Below are 16169 nucleotides of genomic sequence, written 5' to 3' on the forward strand. Positions count from 1 at the left end.
TCGACGAGGGAGGCCCGATGACCACGATGATTCCGACCGCGCCCACGAGCACGCCGGAGGCCGTGGAGCGGGCCGAGGCCCGCACGGCGCACAACTACCACCCGCTGCCGGTGGTCATCGAGCACGCCGAGGGCGCCTGGATGACCGACGTCGACGGTCGCCGGTTCCTGGACCTGCTGGCCGGCTACTCCGCGCTCAACTTCGGGCACAGCAACCCGCGACTGGTCGAGGTCGCCCGCGAGCAGCTGGGCCGGCTCACGCTGACCAGCCGCGCCTTCATCCACGACCACTTCGCCGACTTCTGCGCCGGGCTCGGCGACCTGTGCGGCAAGGACCTCGTGCTGCCCATGAACACCGGCGCGGAGGCCGTCGAGACCGCGATCAAGGTCAGCCGCAAGTGGGGCTACGAGGTCAAGGGCGTCGCCGACGACCGAGCCCGGATCATCGTCGCCGCCGGCAACTTCCACGGCCGCACCACCACCATCGTCGGCTTCTCCGACGACCCCGACGCGCGGAACGGGTTCGGCCCGTTCACGCCCGGCTTCGACATGGTCCCGTACGGCGACCTGGCGGCCCTCGAGGCCGCGATCACCCCCGACACGGTGGCCGTGCTGATCGAGCCGATCCAGGGCGAGGGCGGCGTCGTGATCCCGCCCGAGGGCTACCTGCGCGGCGTCCGCGAGGCCTGCACCCGCCACGACGTGCTCTTCGTCGCCGACGAGATCCAGGCCGGACTCGGCCGCACCGGGCGCACCTTCGCGTGCGACCACGAGGGCGTCGTACCGGACCTCTACGTGCTGGGCAAGGCGCTCGGCGGCGGCATCGTGCCGGTCTCCGCGGTGGTCGGCGACCGCGACGTGCTCGGCGTGCTCCGACCCGGCCAGCACGGCTCCACGTTCGGCGGCAACCCGCTGGCCTGCGCAGTGGGCACCGAGGTGGTCCGGATGCTCGCCGACGGCGAGCCGCAGGCGCGCGCCGCCGAGCTGGGCACGCTGCTGCGCGAGCGCCTCGAGGCGATGGTCGGCCGCGGCGTGGTCGGCGTCCGGGTGCGCGGACTGTGGGCCGGCGTGGACATCGACCCCTCGATCGGCACCGGACGCGAGGTCTGCGAGCGGCTGATGGCGCGCGGCGTGCTGGCCAAGGACACCCACGGATCCACGATCCGCCTGGCTCCGCCGCTGACGATCTCGGCCGAGGACCTCTCCTGGGGCCTGGACCAGCTCGAGGCGGTGCTGGCGGCCGAGCGCGCCGCCTGACCCGCCTGACCCGGCTGACCGGCCGCGGCCTGCCGGCGCCGGTCAGCCGAGAGCGGCGACCAGCGCCGGCAGCGCGTCGCTGAGGATCCGCACCACGTCGTCGCGGGTCAGCCCGTCGGGCTCCGCGCACCACGCGAGCACGGTCTCCTCGGCGAAGGCCGCCCACCCGCGCACCAGCAGCCGGGTGGCCGGGGTGTCCGGGATCAGCTCGCCGGCACCCTCGGGCCGGAAGATCCGGTCGGTCAGCGCGGCCCGCGCCTCGTCGTAGATCCGGCGCAGGGTCTCGTTGCCGCCGGCCGCGGCGCGCACCAGCGACCGGTACCCCGCGAGGTTGTCGACCACGTAGTCGACGTACGCCGCCATCGAGTGCCGCAGCCGGACCATCGGGTCGGGGTCCTCGCTCGGCGCCGTCTGCGCGACCAGGTCGTCGGCGGCGCACTGGACGACCGCCTCGTAGAACCCCTGCTTGCTCCCGAAGTAGTGGTAGAGCAGCCCGCGGGAGACGCCGGCGACCTCGGCCAGCCGGTCGATCGAGATCTCCTCGATCGAGCCCTGGCTGAACAGCTGCACGCCGAGCGCGAGCAGCTGCTCGCGGCGCCGCTCGGGCGACAGACGCACCCGCGCCGTCCCGGAGGTATGGGGGCTCGAGGCGGTCGGGGGCATCCACCCACCCTATTGGCATTCGTTCAACAGAGTCTATTGACATCTGTTCAATAGCGCCCGTAGCGTCGCGCCCATGCAGCGGACCGACGTCGACCACCTGATCATCGGCGCGGGCTTCGCCGGGCTGTGCACGGCGATCAAGCTCCAGGAGGCGGGCGAGACCGACTTCCTCGTCATCGAGAAGGACGACGACGTCGGCGGCACCTGGCACGCCAACACCTACCCCGGCGCCGCGTGCGACGTGCCCAGCCAGCTCTACTCGTTCTCGTTCGCACTCAACCCGGAGTGGTCCGCGGCGTACTCGCCGCAGCCCGAGATCCTCGCCTACCTGCGCAGGGTCGCCGCCGACTCCGGCACGCTGGACCGGTTCCGCCTCGGCACCGAGGTGCTGGACGCCCGCTGGGACGCCGGGCTCGGGCGCTGGATCGTCACCAGCACCGCCGGGGAGTACGCCGCCCGGACGCTGATCGCCGGCGCCGGCGGGCTGTCGGAGCCCCGGCTCCCCGAGATCGAGGGCATCGGCTCCTTCGCCGGCCCGGTGTTCCACACCGCGCGCTGGGACCACGACGTGGAGCTGGCCGGCCGGCGGGTCGCCGTGATCGGCACCGGCGCCTCCGCGATCCAGGCCGTGCCCGAGCTGCGGAAGGTGGCCGCGCGGGTCGACGTCTACCAGCGCACCCCGAACTGGGTGATCCCCCGCAACGAGCGGCGCACCAGCGACCTGGAGAAGCGGCTGTTCCGGCGCGTGCCGGCGGTGCAGCGGGCGGTCCGCGCGGGCGTCTACACAGCACTGGAGGCGCGGGTGCCGGCGTTCGTCCGGTTCCCGAGGCTCCAGGCGCTGACCGAGGCCGCGGCCAAGGCCAACATCCGGCGCGGCATCACCGACCCCGCGCTGCGCGCCGCGGTGACACCGGACTACCGGGCCGGCTGCAAGCGGATCCTGATCTCCAACGCCTGGTACCCGGCGCTCGCCGCCGACAACGTCGAGCTCGTCACCACCCGCATCGACCGGATCACCCCGGGGGGCATCGTCGACGCCGACGGCACCCACCGCGAGGTCGACGTACTGGTGATCGCCACCGGCTTCCACGTCACCGACCCGCCGATCGCGGAGCGGATCACCGGTCGCGACGGCCGCACCCTCGCCGAGGTGTGGACCGAGACCGGGATGCGGGCCTACAAGGGCACCACGATCCACGGCTTCCCCAACCTGTTCCAGCTGGTCGGGCCGAACACCGCGCTGGGCCACTCCAGCATGGTCTTCATCATCGAGTCCCAGGTCCGGTACGTCGTCGACGCCGTCGACGCGCTGCGCCGATCCGGCTGGGCGCCGGTCGAGCCGACGCCCGCCGCCCAGGAGGCCTGGAACGAGCACGTCCAGGAGCGGATGGGCAGCACGGTGTGGACCACCGGTGGCTGCGCGTCGTGGTACCTGGACCGGTTCGGCAACAACACCACGCTGTGGCCCGGGCATACCTTCACCTTCCGCCGCCACCTGGCCCGCTTCGACCGGGGCGCCTACCAGGTGGTCGACCCCGCACCCGCCGTCCAGTCAGACACCCCGCCCGGCGCACAGCCCGGCACCGAGAAGGAGAGCGTGACCGCATGAAGACCCTCAAGAACAAGGTGGTCGTGATCACCGGCGCCGGCTCCGGCATCGGCCGGGCGCTGGCGGTCAACTGCGCCCGCCGTGGCGCGCTGCTCGCGCTCTCCGACGTCGACGAGGCCGGCCTGGACGAGACGGTCGCGCTGGTCAAGGACGCCGGCGCCCCCGAGGTGCGCGCGGACCGGCTCGACGTCGCCGACCGGGAGGCCTTCACGGCGTACGCCGCGGCGGTGGCCGAGCACTTCGGTCGGGTCAACGTCGTCGTCAACAACGCCGGCGTCGCGCTGGCCGGCGACGCGGTCGACCTGACCTACGAGGACATGGACTGGATCGTCGGCATCAACTTCTGGGGCGTCGTGCACGGCACCAAGGAGTTCCTGCCGCACCTGATCGCGTCCGGCGACGGGCACCTGGTCAACCTCTCCTCGCTGTTCGGCCTGATGGCGATGCCGGGCCAGAGCGCCTACAACGCCACCAAGTTCGCGGTCCGCGGCTTCACCGAGGCGGTCCGCGAGGAGATGCTGATCGCCGGGCACCCGGTCGGCGTCACCGCCGTCCACCCCGGCGGGATCAAGACCGCGATCGCCCGCAACGCCCGGGTCTCGGCCAAGGAGGACAAGGCCGCCACCGCCAAGCTCTTCGACGAGAAGCTGGCCTCGATGACGCCGGAGAAGGCCGCGGAGATCATCGTCGGCGGGATCCTGAAGAACCGGGCCCGGGTGCTGGTCGGCCTGGACGCGCACGCCCTGCACACGTTCCAGAAGTTCACCGGGTCGCGCTACGAGGACGTGGTGGCGCTGGTGGCGCGCAAGGTGATGCCGGCGAAGACGAAGGTGGTCTGAGCCTGCGAGGGGTGCGCCCAGCTCGACGCTTCAGCACGCGGGCGGGGCGTCTGCTCGACGTCACAACCGGATTGGTCGAACCTCGGGCCTTCGGTTCATGCGGTGAACGCAGTGCGATCACCGGCCCTCGAACGCCGAGCCGGTGGACCCCGACCGCCGCGTGCGATCGCAGTCCCCACTGCACCGCAAGACGCTCCCCGGGTTCACGGGACGTGTGCTCGTGCCGGCAGTGGTGGCGGGGGTCGTGTGCCTGAGAACCCGCCATTCCGGGATGTGGGGCACACGACTCGAGCCTGCCCGCGGGGCGGACGGGGTCGTGTGCCGAGCCGCTTCTCGAGGTCGTCGAGTCCGATGGTCACCATGACGGTGGTGGCGTCGCCGCCGTGCTCGGGCAGCGTCGCCGGGTCGAGCCGGTCCAGCAGCGCGCAGAACGCGTGCCCGAGGGTGCGGTGGCGCGGCAGTCGATCGAGGTCGGGGTTCGTGCCGCCCGCGATGCGGGGTGAGGTGAGCGCGTCGAGGTAGGTCGCCAGGCGGGTCGCGGTCGCGTCCGGGAGCGTGATGGTGATCCGGGTGGCGCCGTCGCCGAGCGGTTTCATCCGCACCGACAGCGCTGCCTGGGCTTGGGTCTCCTCCTCGTGCACCCGGCGGGCCTCCTCGTCCTCGGCGACCTCCTGCGCGACCACGTCCAGCACCCGCCGGCCGAGGACCCGCAGGTGCTGGGGCAGCATCCCCAACCCGCCGCACTCGAACGCCTCCCCGGTCCCGAGCGCGACCAGCCGCGCCTCGGCATCGGACCGGACGTCGGCCCCGACCCGCTCCGGGAGCACGTCGAGGGCGTGCACGATGACCTTGGCCTGGTCCAGCGACAACCGCCCGTCCGCCATCGCCGCGCCGACGCGGGGCCAGCGTTGGTCGATCGCCTCCGCCAGCCGTCCCTCGCCGCGGACCCGAGCGACCTCGACGTTGGCGCGATGGGCCAGCCACCCGGCCACGTCCCTCGCCCCGTGCGCATCGGCCACGTCCGACGACGCGGCCATGGTCCGCAGCCGCAGCTCGGCGACCTGGGCGTCCAACGCGACCAGGTCCGCGAGCAACGTCTCCTTCTCCCCGGTCGCCAGGTAGGCCGCCTGTGCGTCGGCGACCCCGGCCAGCTCGGCCCGGCAGACGGCGACCGCACGGGTGATCCGGTGCGGGACGGGACCGGGGAGCAGGGTCATGGTGCGGCCTTCGGGAGCGGTGGCGGCGTACGCCGATTCTACGCGGGAAACGAACTGGAGTTCGATCGTCAGAATCGGTGAAACGCCGGGCCCGCCGCCGCGCAGGGGCTCAGGCGGTCGGCCCCTGGCCCTCCCCCGAACCCGCCTCCCGCGCCTCCCGCGCCTTCCGGATCTCCTGCAGCGAGATCTCCACCCGCGCCGGTCCCAGATCGGGCTCCGGCGCCTGCTCCGGCTCCACCTCTGACTCCACCCCGGGCCCGGCCTCGACCTCGGATTCCGGCTCCAGCTCCGGCCCGGACACGGCCCCCGGCTCGGCAGCGGACGCGCCGTCCGGATCAGCCTCGGCATCCGCGAGCACCTCGGTCCGCTGCTCCCGGATCTCCTGCACGTCGCCGGTCGGGATCAGCACCGTCTCGGCCTCCTGCGCCGCCCGCTCGGCCGCGCGCTCCCGCTTGAGCAGCGCGCGGGTCTTGCTCCGGGTGACGCCGACCAGGCGCGGGCCCGAGAGCCGGATCGGCACCTTGCGGGCCTCGCGAGCGACCGGCTGGGCGACGTACTCGCCCAGGATGACGCCGGCGGCCAGCGCGATCGCGATCGAGAACGCCGTGACCATGGCCAGGATGCCGTCGGCGGTCGCGGCGTCGTTGCCCTCGCCGATCAGCGCCAGGCCGCGGTAGATCGACAGACCGGGCAGCAGCGGCACCATCGCCGAGACCACCACGATCAGCGGCGGCACCTGCAGCCGGCCCGCGACCCGGTAGGCGAGGAGGCCGATCGCGAACGCCGCGAGGCCGACCGCCCAGGCCCGACCGAAGTCCTGCGTCTCCACAGCGAAGGTGACCGTCAGTGCCAGCGCGGCCATCGCGCCGATCGGCGCCAGGGTCCGCATCGGCGCGTACGAGGCATAGCCGAACGACGCCGCCGCGAAGGCGGCGCCGAGCGCGGCGACGCCGATGCCGACCAGGTCGGTGCGGGCCGGCTCCAGGCGCGGCATGTCCAGCCCGATCGCCGCGGCCAGGCTGAGGCCGCCGCCGACCCCGGCGATGACGCCGATGGTGGCCAGCATGGCCTCGAGCATCCGGGCGCTGCCGGTGACGTAGAACCCCGACAGCGCGTCCTGGACGGCGCCCATGAAGCCGATCCCGGCGAGCAGCATGATGATGTTCGCGCTGACCACCAGCGAGGCGTCGAGATGGACCCAGGCGTCGGCGACCCGCGTGGTCAGGGCGGCGAGCACCGTCGCCAGCGCACCACCGGCGATCTGCTGGTAGAAGAACGGGATCAGCCGCCGCGTCATCAGGTGCTGCAACCGGTCGATCGCGACCGCCGCCAGGAAGGCGGCGATCACCACCGTCCCCGAGCCGCCGAGCTGCACACCGATGCCGGCACACATCCCGCCCCAGCCGAGCGTGGCGGCCCAGCGGGGCCGCGCATGCCCGGAGGAGACGATCCGAGCCACCCGGGCGCGGGCCTCGACCAGGTCGACCCGCTCCGCGATCACGTCGCGGACCAGGTGGTCCACCCGGGTCAGGTCCTCGTAGTCGATGTCACGGTGGGTGACCTGCCGGATCTGGAAGAGCGACGGCTCCTCGGGGCCCTTCTGGACGCTCATCGAGAGCGACGTGAACGTGACGTCGATCTGCGGGTGACGGATCCCCAGCGCCTGCGCCAGCGCCCGCATCGTCGCGGTCACGTCGGCCGCGCCGGCGCCCGACGAGAGCAGCACCTCCCCGACCCGGAGGCAGAGGTCGAGTGTCTGCACCAGACGCCGGTCGTCACTCATCCCGTGATGGTGACAGAACCGCGGGAACCAGCCCACCCACCGGGGGTATCGGGCCGGCGGCGACCCGCATCAGCACGCGGACCGGGTCAGCGCCCGGGCGGTGGCAGCGCGTCGGTGGCCTCCAGCTGGTCCATCCCGGTGACCAGCAGCATGTCGACCGTGATCGAGCGGACCTGGGCCAGGATCGCGGCGCCGGTCAGCTCGCTGGTCCGCTCCACCAGCCCCGTCGCCATGCCCAGCGCGAGCAGTCCGTCGCGCGCGGCGACCGGCATCCGGTTCCCCGCCAGCTCGGCCGCGACCTCGTCGACCGCCAGCGCCAGGTCGGCGGTCAGGTCGGCGTACGAACCCGGGACCTCGCGCCGCCGGTACGCCGCCACCGCGACCTGCCGGACCAGCACCCGGGTGCTGCGCAGCGCCCGGTCCAGGGGGTCGACCAGCTCGGCCATCTGCCGCACCGGCTCCCGGTGCCGCCGGCGGAACGGCGAGGAGCTGACCACCGACATCCCCTCGCTGGCGGCGGCCTGGAGCTCGCGGATCATCCGGTCGGTGGCCCGGGCGTCGGCCAGCAGGTCCAGCGCGGGCTGGCTCTCGCCGTCGATCATCACCTGACTGGCCGCGCGCAGCAGCGCGGCGATCTTGCGGGCGACCGCCGCCGCCTGCTCGCGGGGCCGGCGCAGCGGCGCAGCGGGCACCACGGCCGCGGCGACCAACGCCACCGCGCCGCCGATCAGCGCGTCGGTCCACCGCGTCAGTGCGTCCGCCGGGTTGGTGATCAGGGTGGCCACCACGATCGACTGCACCGCTGCCTGGTTGACGAAGAGGATGCCGGCATCGAGCAGCAGCGCGGTCGACATCGCCAGCGCCACGATCAGCGACAGCTGCCAGGCGCCGGTGCCGAGCCAGAGCACCAGCACGTCGGCGATGAAGACACCGATCGCGACGCCGACCGTCACCTCGGCCACCCGCCGCAGTCGCTGTCCGTAGGAGGTCCCGAGCGAGACCACCGCGGCGACCGGCGCGAAGAAGGGAGTGGTGTGGCCGAAGACCTCCGTGGCCACCAGCCATGCGACCCCTGCCGCGATCGAGCACTGCGCGACCGCGAACATCTTGCCGCGCCAGCGGCTCACCCGCTGTCGCGCCGAGAGTCGCCCCCGCGCCCACAGCCGGTCCAGGGGCGCGTCCATGGCCCGATCTTTCCACGCCATGCCCTGCCGAGGTCCGCGCCGGACGCGTGGTGTGGAACGCTTTGGTCGTGCGGATCGACTTCCACGCCTCCCCCGAGCCGACGCTGGGCGTCGAGTGGGAGTTCGCGCTGGTCGACCGCCGTACGCGCGACCTCCGCAACGACGCCGCCCACCTGTTCGCCCGCGCCAAGGCGCGGATGCCGGACCCGAGCCGGCTGCACAAGGAGCTGCTGAAGAACACCATCGAGGTGGTCACCGGCGTGCACCCGACCGTGCCGTCGGCGATGGCCGAGCTGCGCGACACCCTCTCCTACGTGCTGCCGGCCTGCGACGCGCTCGACCTGGACCTGTTCGGCGCGGGCACGCACCCCTTCGCCTCCTGGACGGGCCAGCAGCTGACCGAGGGGGTCCGGTACGCCGAGCTGATCAACCGCACGCAGTGGTGGGGGCGCCAGATGCTCATCTGGGGCGTGCACGTCCACGTCGGGATGCCGGCCGTGGAGCGGGTGATGCCGGTGCTCTCCGCGCTGCTCACCTACTACCCCCACCTGCAGGCGCTCTCCGCCTCCTCGCCGATCTGGGCGGGCGTCGACACCGGCTACGCCTCCAACCGGGCGCTGATGTTCCAGCAGCTGCCGACCGCCGGGCTGCCCTTCCAGTTCGAGCGCTGGGAGGAGTTCGAGGGGTTCGCGGAGGACCAGCTGGTCACCGGGGTGATCGACGAGCTCAGCGAGATCCGCTGGGACCTGCGCCCGGCGGTGAACCTCGGAACGCTGGAGAACCGGATCTGTGACGGCGTCTCCACGTTCGCCGACCTGGCCCCGCTGGTGGCGCTGATGCACTGCCTGGTGGTCTGGCTCGACGAGCGGGCCGCGGCCGGCGAGCAGCTGCCGACGATGCCGCCGTGGCACGTGCAGGAGAACAAGTGGCGCGCCGCGCGCTACGGCATCGACGCGATCGTGATCCTCGACGCCGCCTCCCACGAGCGCCTGGTCACCGACGACCTCGTCGAGCTGGTCCCGCGGCTGATGCCGGTCGCCGAGCGGCTCGGCTGCGAGGCGGAGCTGGCGGCGGTGCTCGACATCGTCGAGCGCGGACCCTCCTACCTGCGCCAGCGCCGCGTCGCGGAGCGGACCGGCAACGACCTCGTGGCCGTCGTCGACTCCGTCGTCTCCGAGCTCCGCGCCGACCTGCGCTAGGAGTCAGTAGCCCTCGGCGGGCGGCGCCATCTGGAGGCGTACGCCGAGCAGCCGCACCGGCCGGTCCCGCTCCACCCGGTCGAGCAGCGCCGCGGCCTCCTCGGCCAGCACGTCGGCGTCGGGGGTCGGGGCGGGCAGCTGGTGGCTGCGGGTGATCGTGAAGAACGGCACGTAGCGCAGCTTCAGCTCGACCCGTACCGCCGGCCGGCCCTCGGCGCGGATGTCCGCGGCGACCAGGCGGGCGATCCGGCGTACCTGAGCGGCGACCTCGTCCCAGTCGGTGAGGTCGGTCTGGAAGGTCTCCTCGCGGCCGTGGCCGCGGGGCACCCACGGTGTCGGGTCGACCGGGCTCGGGTCGACGCCGCGGCCGAGGCGGCGCAGCCACGGGCCGGTCCTGGGGCCGAACGCGCCCGCCAACAGCGCGGGGTCCGCGCGGGCCAGGTCCTCGACCGTGTCGATGTCGAGTTCGGCGAGCCGGGCCGCCGTCCGCGACCCGATCCCCCACAACGCGCGCGTGGGCCGCTGCCCCAGCAGCGGGAACCAGGTGTCGTCGCCGATCCGGGCGACGCCGGAGCCGGCCACCGGGCCCTCGCCGGGCTCGCCCGGCCGCGGCTTCGCCAAGCCGGTGGCCAGCTTCGCCTGCAGCTTGTTGTCGCCGATCCCGACGCAGCAGGAGAGCCCCTCGGCGGCCAGCACCGCTGCGCGGACCGCCGCCGCGACCCGCTCCGCGGGCTCCGGCTCCGCGGGCTCCGCTCCCTCGGGCGCGGCGCCGTCGCCGGGGTCCGCGCCGAGGAACGCCTCGTCCCAGCCGAGCACCTGCACCAGCAGCGGCCGCCCCGCCCAGGTCAGGGCTCGGATCGCGTCGAACACCCGAGCGGAGACCTCCTCGTAGTGTCCCCGGTCGACCGGCAGGAAGACGGCGTCGGGGCACCGGCGGGCGGCGATCCGCAGCGGCGTGCCGGAGCCGACGCCGTACGCGCGCGCCTCGTACGACGCGGTCGACACCACGCCCCGCTCGCTCGGGTCGCCGCGGCCACCGACGACCACCGGCCGCCCCGCCAGCTCGGGGTGGCGCAGCACCTCGACCGCGGCCAGGAACTGGTCGAGGTCGACGTGCAGGACGGGGGTCATCCGACCGGCACGTCGGCCGTCCGCTCGACGTACCCGCCGCCGTGCCGCTCGGCGACCGCGCGGAGCCGGGCCCTGGTGATGGCGGCGACGGTCGGGTAGCCGGCGCGCGCGGCGTTGCTCCCGGGGCGGGTCGGCTCCGCCGAGTTCACCGACAGGCAGGTGCGGGTGCCGCCGTCGGCGGTGTTGGCGAGCGCCACCGCGTGCCCGGTGGTGCCGCTCCCGGCGAAGAAGTCCAGCACCCGGGCGTCGGCGGGCATGGTCTCCAGGATCCGCCGGACCAGGCCGGTCGGCTTCGGCGACTCGAAGACGTGACCGACGAGCGCCTTCAGCTCGGCCACCGCGGTGTCGGTGGAACCGACCTCCTCGGCCAGCCAGATGGTGCGCAGCTTCTTGCGGCGACTGGCCCCGTCGGCCGGCTGCAGCCAGTCGCGCTGGAAGACGTCGACACGCTCGCCACGGGCCCCGCGGACCACCCGGCACTCCAGATCGTCGGCGCGCTCCTCGATCCGCGGCACCGACCAGCGCCAGACGGCGGGCCGCCCGTCCCCGAAGACGGGCTCGACCCGGGTCGCCCCGGTGAACGGCGCGGCGGCGACCCGGCCCGTCGTGGGGTCGCCCCAGAGCGGGAAGTGCAGGGTCGGCGCGGTGGCGGGGTTGAACTTCTTGTTGGTGTTGCGCAGCGGCAGGCGCCGGTAGCGGCGGCCGTCGTCGGTGAGCAGCGGGAAGTCCGACTCCATCACCCCGGTCGGGCTGGAGGCGTCGAGCACGCAGCGGGGCAGGTCGCGGGCGTAGGCCAGCAGGTACTCGTGCGACGTGGCGAAGCCGCGTCCGAGCTGGCGCCCCTTCGGATTGAGGTTGACCACGATCTGGCCGAGCAGGTTCGCCTCGCCGAACACCTCGTCCATCAGCAGCCGCAGGTAGGCCACCTCGTGGTCGTCGATGCTGACGAAGATCGCTCCGCCGGGCGCCAGCACCCGCCTGGCCTCGTCCAAGCGGGGTCGCATCATCGCCGTCCACGCGCCGTGGCGGCCGACCGCACCGCTGCCGCGCCCGCCGCGGAAGTCGTCGTGGTAGGCGAAGTCGTTGCCGGTGTTGTAGGGCGGGTCGACGTAGATCAGGTCGACCGACCCGGCGGCCAGGGTGGGCAGCACGTCGAGGTTGTCCCCCTCGACGAAGGTGTTCCACGGCGCCGGCACGCTCCCATCTTCGGCGATCCGCGCCATCGGCAGGCGGTTTCCCGTGGTTGTCCGCGCGCCGCCGACCTCGACGGCTGGCCTCCCGGAGACGCCTCCGGCGCCGCAGGCAGGGCCTGCGGCGCCGGAGGTCGCGCTCCCGCGGGCTCGCGCCCGCGATCCTCGGTCAGTACCGCACGAGGATCTCCACCCGCCGGTTCGCGGCCTTGCCCTGCGCGGTCGCGTTGTCCGCGACCGGGTCGTCCAGGCCGAACCAGGACTGCTCGCTGTCGATGCCGCCGCGGGCGTCGAGGTAGGCGGCGATGTTGTTGCTGCGCCGCCGCGAGAGGTCGAGGTTGTAGGCGATCGAGCCGTCCGAGTCCGTGTAGCCCGCCAGGTGCGCGGTGTGGAACCCGATCCGCTGGATCTTCCGCACCACCCGGTTCAGCGCCCGACGCTGGGCGCGGGTGAGGGTGTCCTCGTCCGGCTCGAAGTAGACGGTCGCGATCAGGACCTCACCGGTGCCGACGGTCGCCGCGCGGACGTTGGCGGACCGGGTCAGGTTCTTGCCGAGCACCTCGACGGTGACCTTGAAGTCCGGACCGAGGACCCGGTCCACCGTGCAGCTGAGCCGAGCCGTCGTGCAGATCGCCTCGCCGTCGACGCGGACGCGGTAGCCGGCGTCGTCGGTCCGGGCCTTCGACCACGCGACGGTGGTGCCGTCGCTGGTCAGCGACCGCGTCGCGGAGCGCACCGGCTGCGGACGCACCCGGTCGCGCAGCGTGGCGGTCGCCGTGCCGCCGGCGCCGTCGGTGACCGTCAGCTCGACGTCCGCCTTGCCGGAGACGCGCGGCGCGGCCGTGACCCGGACGGTCATCCCCTCGACCTTCACCCGGACGCCCTCGGTGCGGGACCGAGCGGCGAGGACCAGGTCGTCGCCGTTCGGGTCCGTCGCCGAGACCTCGACCTGGACCGTGCTGCCCGCGAGCTGACGCGTGCGGACGTCGGAGACGGTCGGGGCCGCGTTGCGGACGGTCACCCGCACCACGGCGGTCGCGGTGTCACCGCTGCCGTCGGTGACGGTGTAGGTGAGCGTGTCCGCACCCCGGTAGCCCTCGGCCGGCAGGTAGGAGACCTTGCCGGCGCTCAGGCCGGCGGTGCCGTGGGCGGCGCCCGTGACCGCGGTCAGGGTGAGGCCGGCCGGGTCGTTGGCAAGCACGTCGAGCAGCGGTCGGTCACCGTCGAACGAGGCCCCGTCGACGGTGACCCGGTCGTCGGCCGGGTCGGCGAAGACGACGGTACGACGGACCGGGTCGGCCGCGGCCCACAGGTCGTCGCCGGCCTGGGTGGCCTCCAGCACGCAGGTCGTGGCGCCGGTGGCCGTGGCCTGGCCGTCGGCGACGGCGCAGTCGCCGGAGACGACGGTGACGGCGACCGGCAGCCCGGAGCTGGCCGAGGCGTCGACGTCGACGACCGCGTCGGTGAACGCCCGGTCCCGCACGGTGACGTCGATCGTCTGGGGGCGGTCGGCCTTGCTGACCACGATGGTCAGGCTCTCGCCCGGCGCCGCGGCGTAGTCCTCGTCACCGGCCTGGGCGAACTCGATCACGCAGGAGCCGGCGGCCAGCATCGTCACCGAGCCGGTGTCCGGGTCCACGTCGCACACGTCCGGCGTGGTGTTCGTCCACGCCACGTCCAGCCCCGAGTCGGCGGTCGCGGTGACCGTCACGCCGTCGCCGGCGAGTGCGGTGGACGGGCCGTCCACGTCGATGGCCTGGTCGGCCTTCACGCCGACGATGGTCAGGCTCGTGCCCGGCGCCGCCGCATAGGTGCCGTCACCGGCCTGCGCGAAGGTGATCACGCAGTCCTCGACCGCCACGATCGTCACCGACCCGGTGTCGGGGTCCACGTCGCACACGTCCGGGGTGGTGTTCGTCCACGCCACGTCCAGCCCCGAGGAAGCGGTCGCCGTGACCGTGCCGGAGGCACCGAACGCGAGCTCACGGTCCGCGTTCGGACCGCTCACGGTGATCGTCTGCTCGCGCAGGTCCGCCGCGAACGACCGGGTCACCCGCTCCGCCGCCGCGTGGTCGGCGTCGCCGGCCTGGTCGGCCGCGATCACGCAGGTGCCGGCCGCCAGCACGTGGACCTGGCCGTCCACGACCGTGCACACGCTCGGGGCCAGGCTGCTGAACGCAACCGTGAGCCCGCTGGACGCGGTCGCCGACAGCGACTGGTCCGCATCACCCATCGTCATGCCGTCCAGCGCGTCGAACGTGATCGACTGCGCGGCCTTCACGCCAGCGATGGTCAGGCTCGTGCCCGGCGCCGCCGCATAGGTGCCGTCACCGGCCTGCGCGAAGGTGATCACGCAGTCCTCGACCGCCAGCATCGTCACCGACCCGGTGTCGCGGTCCACGTCGCACACGTCCGGGGTGGTGTTCGTCCACGCCACGTCCAGCCCCGACGAGGCCGACGCGGTGACCGTGCCGGAGGCACCGAACGCCAGCTCACGGTCGCCGTTGGGACCCGAGACGCTGATCGTCTGGCTCTTCTTGTCGATCGCGAACGACCGGGTCACCCGGTCCGCCGCCGCGTGGTCGGCGTCGCCGGCCTGGTCGGCCGCGACCTCACAGGTGCCGGCCGCCACCGCGTGGACCTTGCCCGCCACCACCGTGCACACGCTCGGGGTGAGACTGGTGAACGCCACCGCCAGCCCGCTCGACGCCGACGCCGAGAGCGCCTGATCGGCGTCACCCATCGTCATGCCGTCCAGCGCGTCGAACGTGATGGTCTGGCTCTCCGGGGCCGAGTCGGTCGTCGTGAAGGACTTGATCTCGCCCTCGTTGGTGCCGACGGCGTTCTCGGCGACGGGGCGGTAGTAGTACGTCGTACCGGGGTCGAGGTCGGTGAGGCCCGCCGTGAAGTCGGTCGGCGAGGTCCCCGTGATCGAGCCCGGGGTCGCGGCGACGGTCGTGCAGCCGTCCAGCGCGGGGTCGGTTCCGACGCAGAACGAGAGGGTCGCGGTGCTGTTGTTCGCGGTCGCGTTGCCGGTGAGGGTGGCGGTGGTGTCGCCGATGTTCGTCGCGGCGCTCTTGCTGTCGTCGACCTCGGGCACGTAGGGGCTCACCGCGTCCGGGCAGGTGGCACCGTCGTTGGAGGCCGCCAGCTTCGGGGTCGTCGGGCCGCCGCCGACCAGGACGGCGGTGGGCTGGGCCGAGGACCCGGTCGCCTTCGCCAGCTCGGCCGCGGTGACCAGGAAGACCTGGCCGTCGCTGTTGTTGTAGAAGAACGCGTTGCCGGAGGAGTCGCTGTAGGCGGCGCCGTAGTTGCCGTTGGTCGGGCCGCTGAGGATCCGGGTCGACACCTGGCGGGTGTCCATCTTGACGATGTAGAGCGTCTGGTCGTTCAACCCGTAGGCGACGTCACCCTGGACGGTGAGGTCGGCGGCGTACCAGTCGCCAGCGGGCGCGAAGCCGTTGGCGGCCGCGGTCACCGAGAAGGTCGTCGAGGCAGCCGTGGCGACGTCGACCGACGACCAGAGACCGTTGCCGAGCGGGGCGGTGATCAGCTTCCCGCCGTAGAAGTCACCGGCGACCGCCCCGGTCCCGGCCCCGTTGAAGGACCCGGTGATCGCGGTGCCGCCGGTGTAGGTGCCGGTGGCGTCGATGCGGTACAGCTTGGAGCTCGCCACCCCGTAGATGTAGTCGTCGGCGGTGTTGTAGCCGATCGCGTTCATGCCGCTCGCGGCACCCGAGCCCACGCGGCTCATCGCGTTGGTGCCCGCGTTGTACTCGTAGAACCCGCCGTTGCTGCTGCCGCTGACCTGGAAGAACCTCTGCGGGCAGGCGAACGGCGTGCCGGTCGCCGCGCCGGCGGGCGCGGAGAGCGCCGCGAGCGGGACCTGCAGCCCGACGGCGGCCAGTACGACGGCCAGGATCAGGCGGAGCGGGGCGGTGAGTCGTGGTCGCACGGTGTCGGCGCGCCTTTCGCAGGTGCTGGTTGCCGCGGGCGCCTCTCGCCCGCTCGGAGGCGGCGGGCCCCCGGCACGGCGCACCACGGAAGCCGAGAGGCGGTCACCAGCGGGCTCTGGCGGTCCGCGGCACGGAGGCGTCC

General features: G+C 73.4%; 11 protein-coding genes. 4 read left to right on the forward strand and 7 right to left on the reverse strand.

Annotation, left to right across the window (positions count from 1 at the left end; translation table 11 throughout):
• Positions 1-26: 26 nt before the first annotated feature.
• A complete protein-coding gene (rocD, locus tag E8D34_RS12380; RefSeq protein ID WP_136595035.1) occupies positions 27-1256 on the forward strand; it encodes an ornithine--oxo-acid transaminase in 1230 nt (409 codons plus the stop codon).
• Positions 1257-1298: 42 nt separating this feature from the next.
• Here the strand turns inward: rocD and E8D34_RS12385 are convergent, their stop codons facing one another.
• Positions 1299-1919, reverse strand: a complete 621-nt coding sequence (locus E8D34_RS12385) for a TetR/AcrR family transcriptional regulator (protein WP_136594947.1) — start codon at positions 1917-1919, stop codon at positions 1299-1301.
• Between the two features lie 73 nt (positions 1920-1992).
• On the opposite strand from E8D34_RS12385, the gene E8D34_RS12390 reads away from it, so the two are divergent.
• Together E8D34_RS12390 and E8D34_RS12395 are read left to right on the forward strand one after the other, a co-directional pair.
• Positions 1993-3528, forward strand: a complete 1536-nt coding sequence (locus E8D34_RS12390; protein WP_136594948.1) for an NAD(P)/FAD-dependent oxidoreductase — start codon at positions 1993-1995, stop codon at positions 3526-3528.
• Entirely contained in the window at positions 3525-4367 is an 843-nt protein-coding gene (locus tag E8D34_RS12395) for an SDR family NAD(P)-dependent oxidoreductase (RefSeq protein WP_136594949.1), read from the forward strand. The genes E8D34_RS12390 and E8D34_RS12395 overlap by 4 nt, the downstream gene beginning before the upstream one ends.
• Before the next feature lie 203 nt (positions 4368-4570).
• Here E8D34_RS12395 and E8D34_RS12400 read toward each other — a convergent pair whose 3' ends face one another.
• From E8D34_RS12400 to E8D34_RS12410, 3 genes are all read right to left on the reverse strand, one after another.
• Complete coding sequence (locus E8D34_RS12400; protein ID WP_136594950.1) at positions 4571-5584, reverse strand: DUF222 domain-containing protein; 1014 nt, start codon at positions 5582-5584, stop codon at positions 4571-4573.
• Between the two features lie 109 nt (positions 5585-5693).
• Entirely contained in the window at positions 5694-7367 is a 1674-nt protein-coding gene (locus E8D34_RS12405; protein WP_276606596.1) for a threonine/serine exporter family protein, read from the reverse strand.
• 86 nt (positions 7368-7453) lie between these two features.
• Positions 7454-8551, reverse strand: a complete 1098-nt coding sequence (locus E8D34_RS12410; protein WP_136594951.1) for an FUSC family protein — start codon at positions 8549-8551, stop codon at positions 7454-7456.
• A gap of 68 nt (positions 8552-8619) precedes the next feature.
• Here E8D34_RS12410 and E8D34_RS12415 point away from each other — a divergent pair, with 68 nt between their 5' ends.
• Positions 8620-9750 carry a glutamate--cysteine ligase gene (locus E8D34_RS12415; RefSeq protein ID WP_206056699.1) on the forward strand — a complete coding sequence of 377 codons (1131 nt, stop codon included), beginning with the start codon at positions 8620-8622 and terminating at the stop codon, positions 9748-9750.
• Positions 9751-9753: 3 nt separating this feature from the next.
• On the opposite strand, the gene E8D34_RS12420 is transcribed toward E8D34_RS12415, so the two are convergent.
• The 3 genes from E8D34_RS12420 to E8D34_RS12430 all read right to left on the reverse strand — a co-directional run bounded on the left by E8D34_RS12420 (position 9754) and on the right by E8D34_RS12430 (position 16026).
• The gene (locus tag E8D34_RS12420; protein WP_136594952.1) at positions 9754-10881 is read right to left on the reverse strand and encodes a DNA polymerase IV; all 1128 of its coding nucleotides are present in this window, start codon (positions 10879-10881) and stop codon (positions 9754-9756) included.
• Positions 10878-12077 carry a site-specific DNA-methyltransferase gene (locus E8D34_RS12425; protein ID WP_136594953.1) on the reverse strand — a complete coding sequence of 400 codons (1200 nt, stop codon included), beginning with the start codon at positions 12075-12077 and terminating at the stop codon, positions 10878-10880. The genes E8D34_RS12420 and E8D34_RS12425 overlap by 4 nt, the downstream gene beginning before the upstream one ends.
• 163 nt (positions 12078-12240) lie before the next feature.
• Entirely contained in the window at positions 12241-16026 is a 3786-nt protein-coding gene (locus tag E8D34_RS12430; protein ID WP_136594954.1) for an OmpA family protein, read from the reverse strand.
• Between the last annotated feature and the right edge of the window lie 143 nt (positions 16027-16169).

Source organism: Nocardioides sp. GY 10113 (assembly GCF_004919105.1).
In the GTDB taxonomy this organism is placed as follows: Bacteria; Actinomycetota; Actinomycetes; order Propionibacteriales; family Nocardioidaceae; genus Nocardioides.

Coding starts and splice junctions, on each gene's coding strand:
- rocD (WP_136595035.1), top strand. CDS start 27: ATGATTCCGACCGCGCCCACGAGCACGCCGGAGGCCGTGGAGCGGGCC.
- E8D34_RS12385 (WP_136594947.1), bottom strand. CDS start 1,919: ATGCCCCCGACCGCCTCGAGCCCCCATACCTCCGGGACGGCGCGGGTG.
- E8D34_RS12390 (WP_136594948.1), top strand. CDS start 1,993: ATGCAGCGGACCGACGTCGACCACCTGATCATCGGCGCGGGCTTCGCC.
- E8D34_RS12395 (WP_136594949.1), top strand. CDS start 3,525: ATGAAGACCCTCAAGAACAAGGTGGTCGTGATCACCGGCGCCGGCTCC.
- E8D34_RS12400 (WP_136594950.1), bottom strand. CDS start 5,584: ATGACCCTGCTCCCCGGTCCCGTCCCGCACCGGATCACCCGTGCGGTC.
- E8D34_RS12405 (WP_276606596.1), bottom strand. CDS start 7,367: ATGAGTGACGACCGGCGTCTGGTGCAGACACTCGACCTCTGCCTCCGG.
- E8D34_RS12410 (WP_136594951.1), bottom strand. CDS start 8,551: ATGGACGCGCCCCTGGACCGGCTGTGGGCGCGGGGGCGACTCTCGGCG.
- E8D34_RS12420 (WP_136594952.1), bottom strand. CDS start 10,881: ATGACCCCCGTCCTGCACGTCGACCTCGACCAGTTCCTGGCCGCGGTC.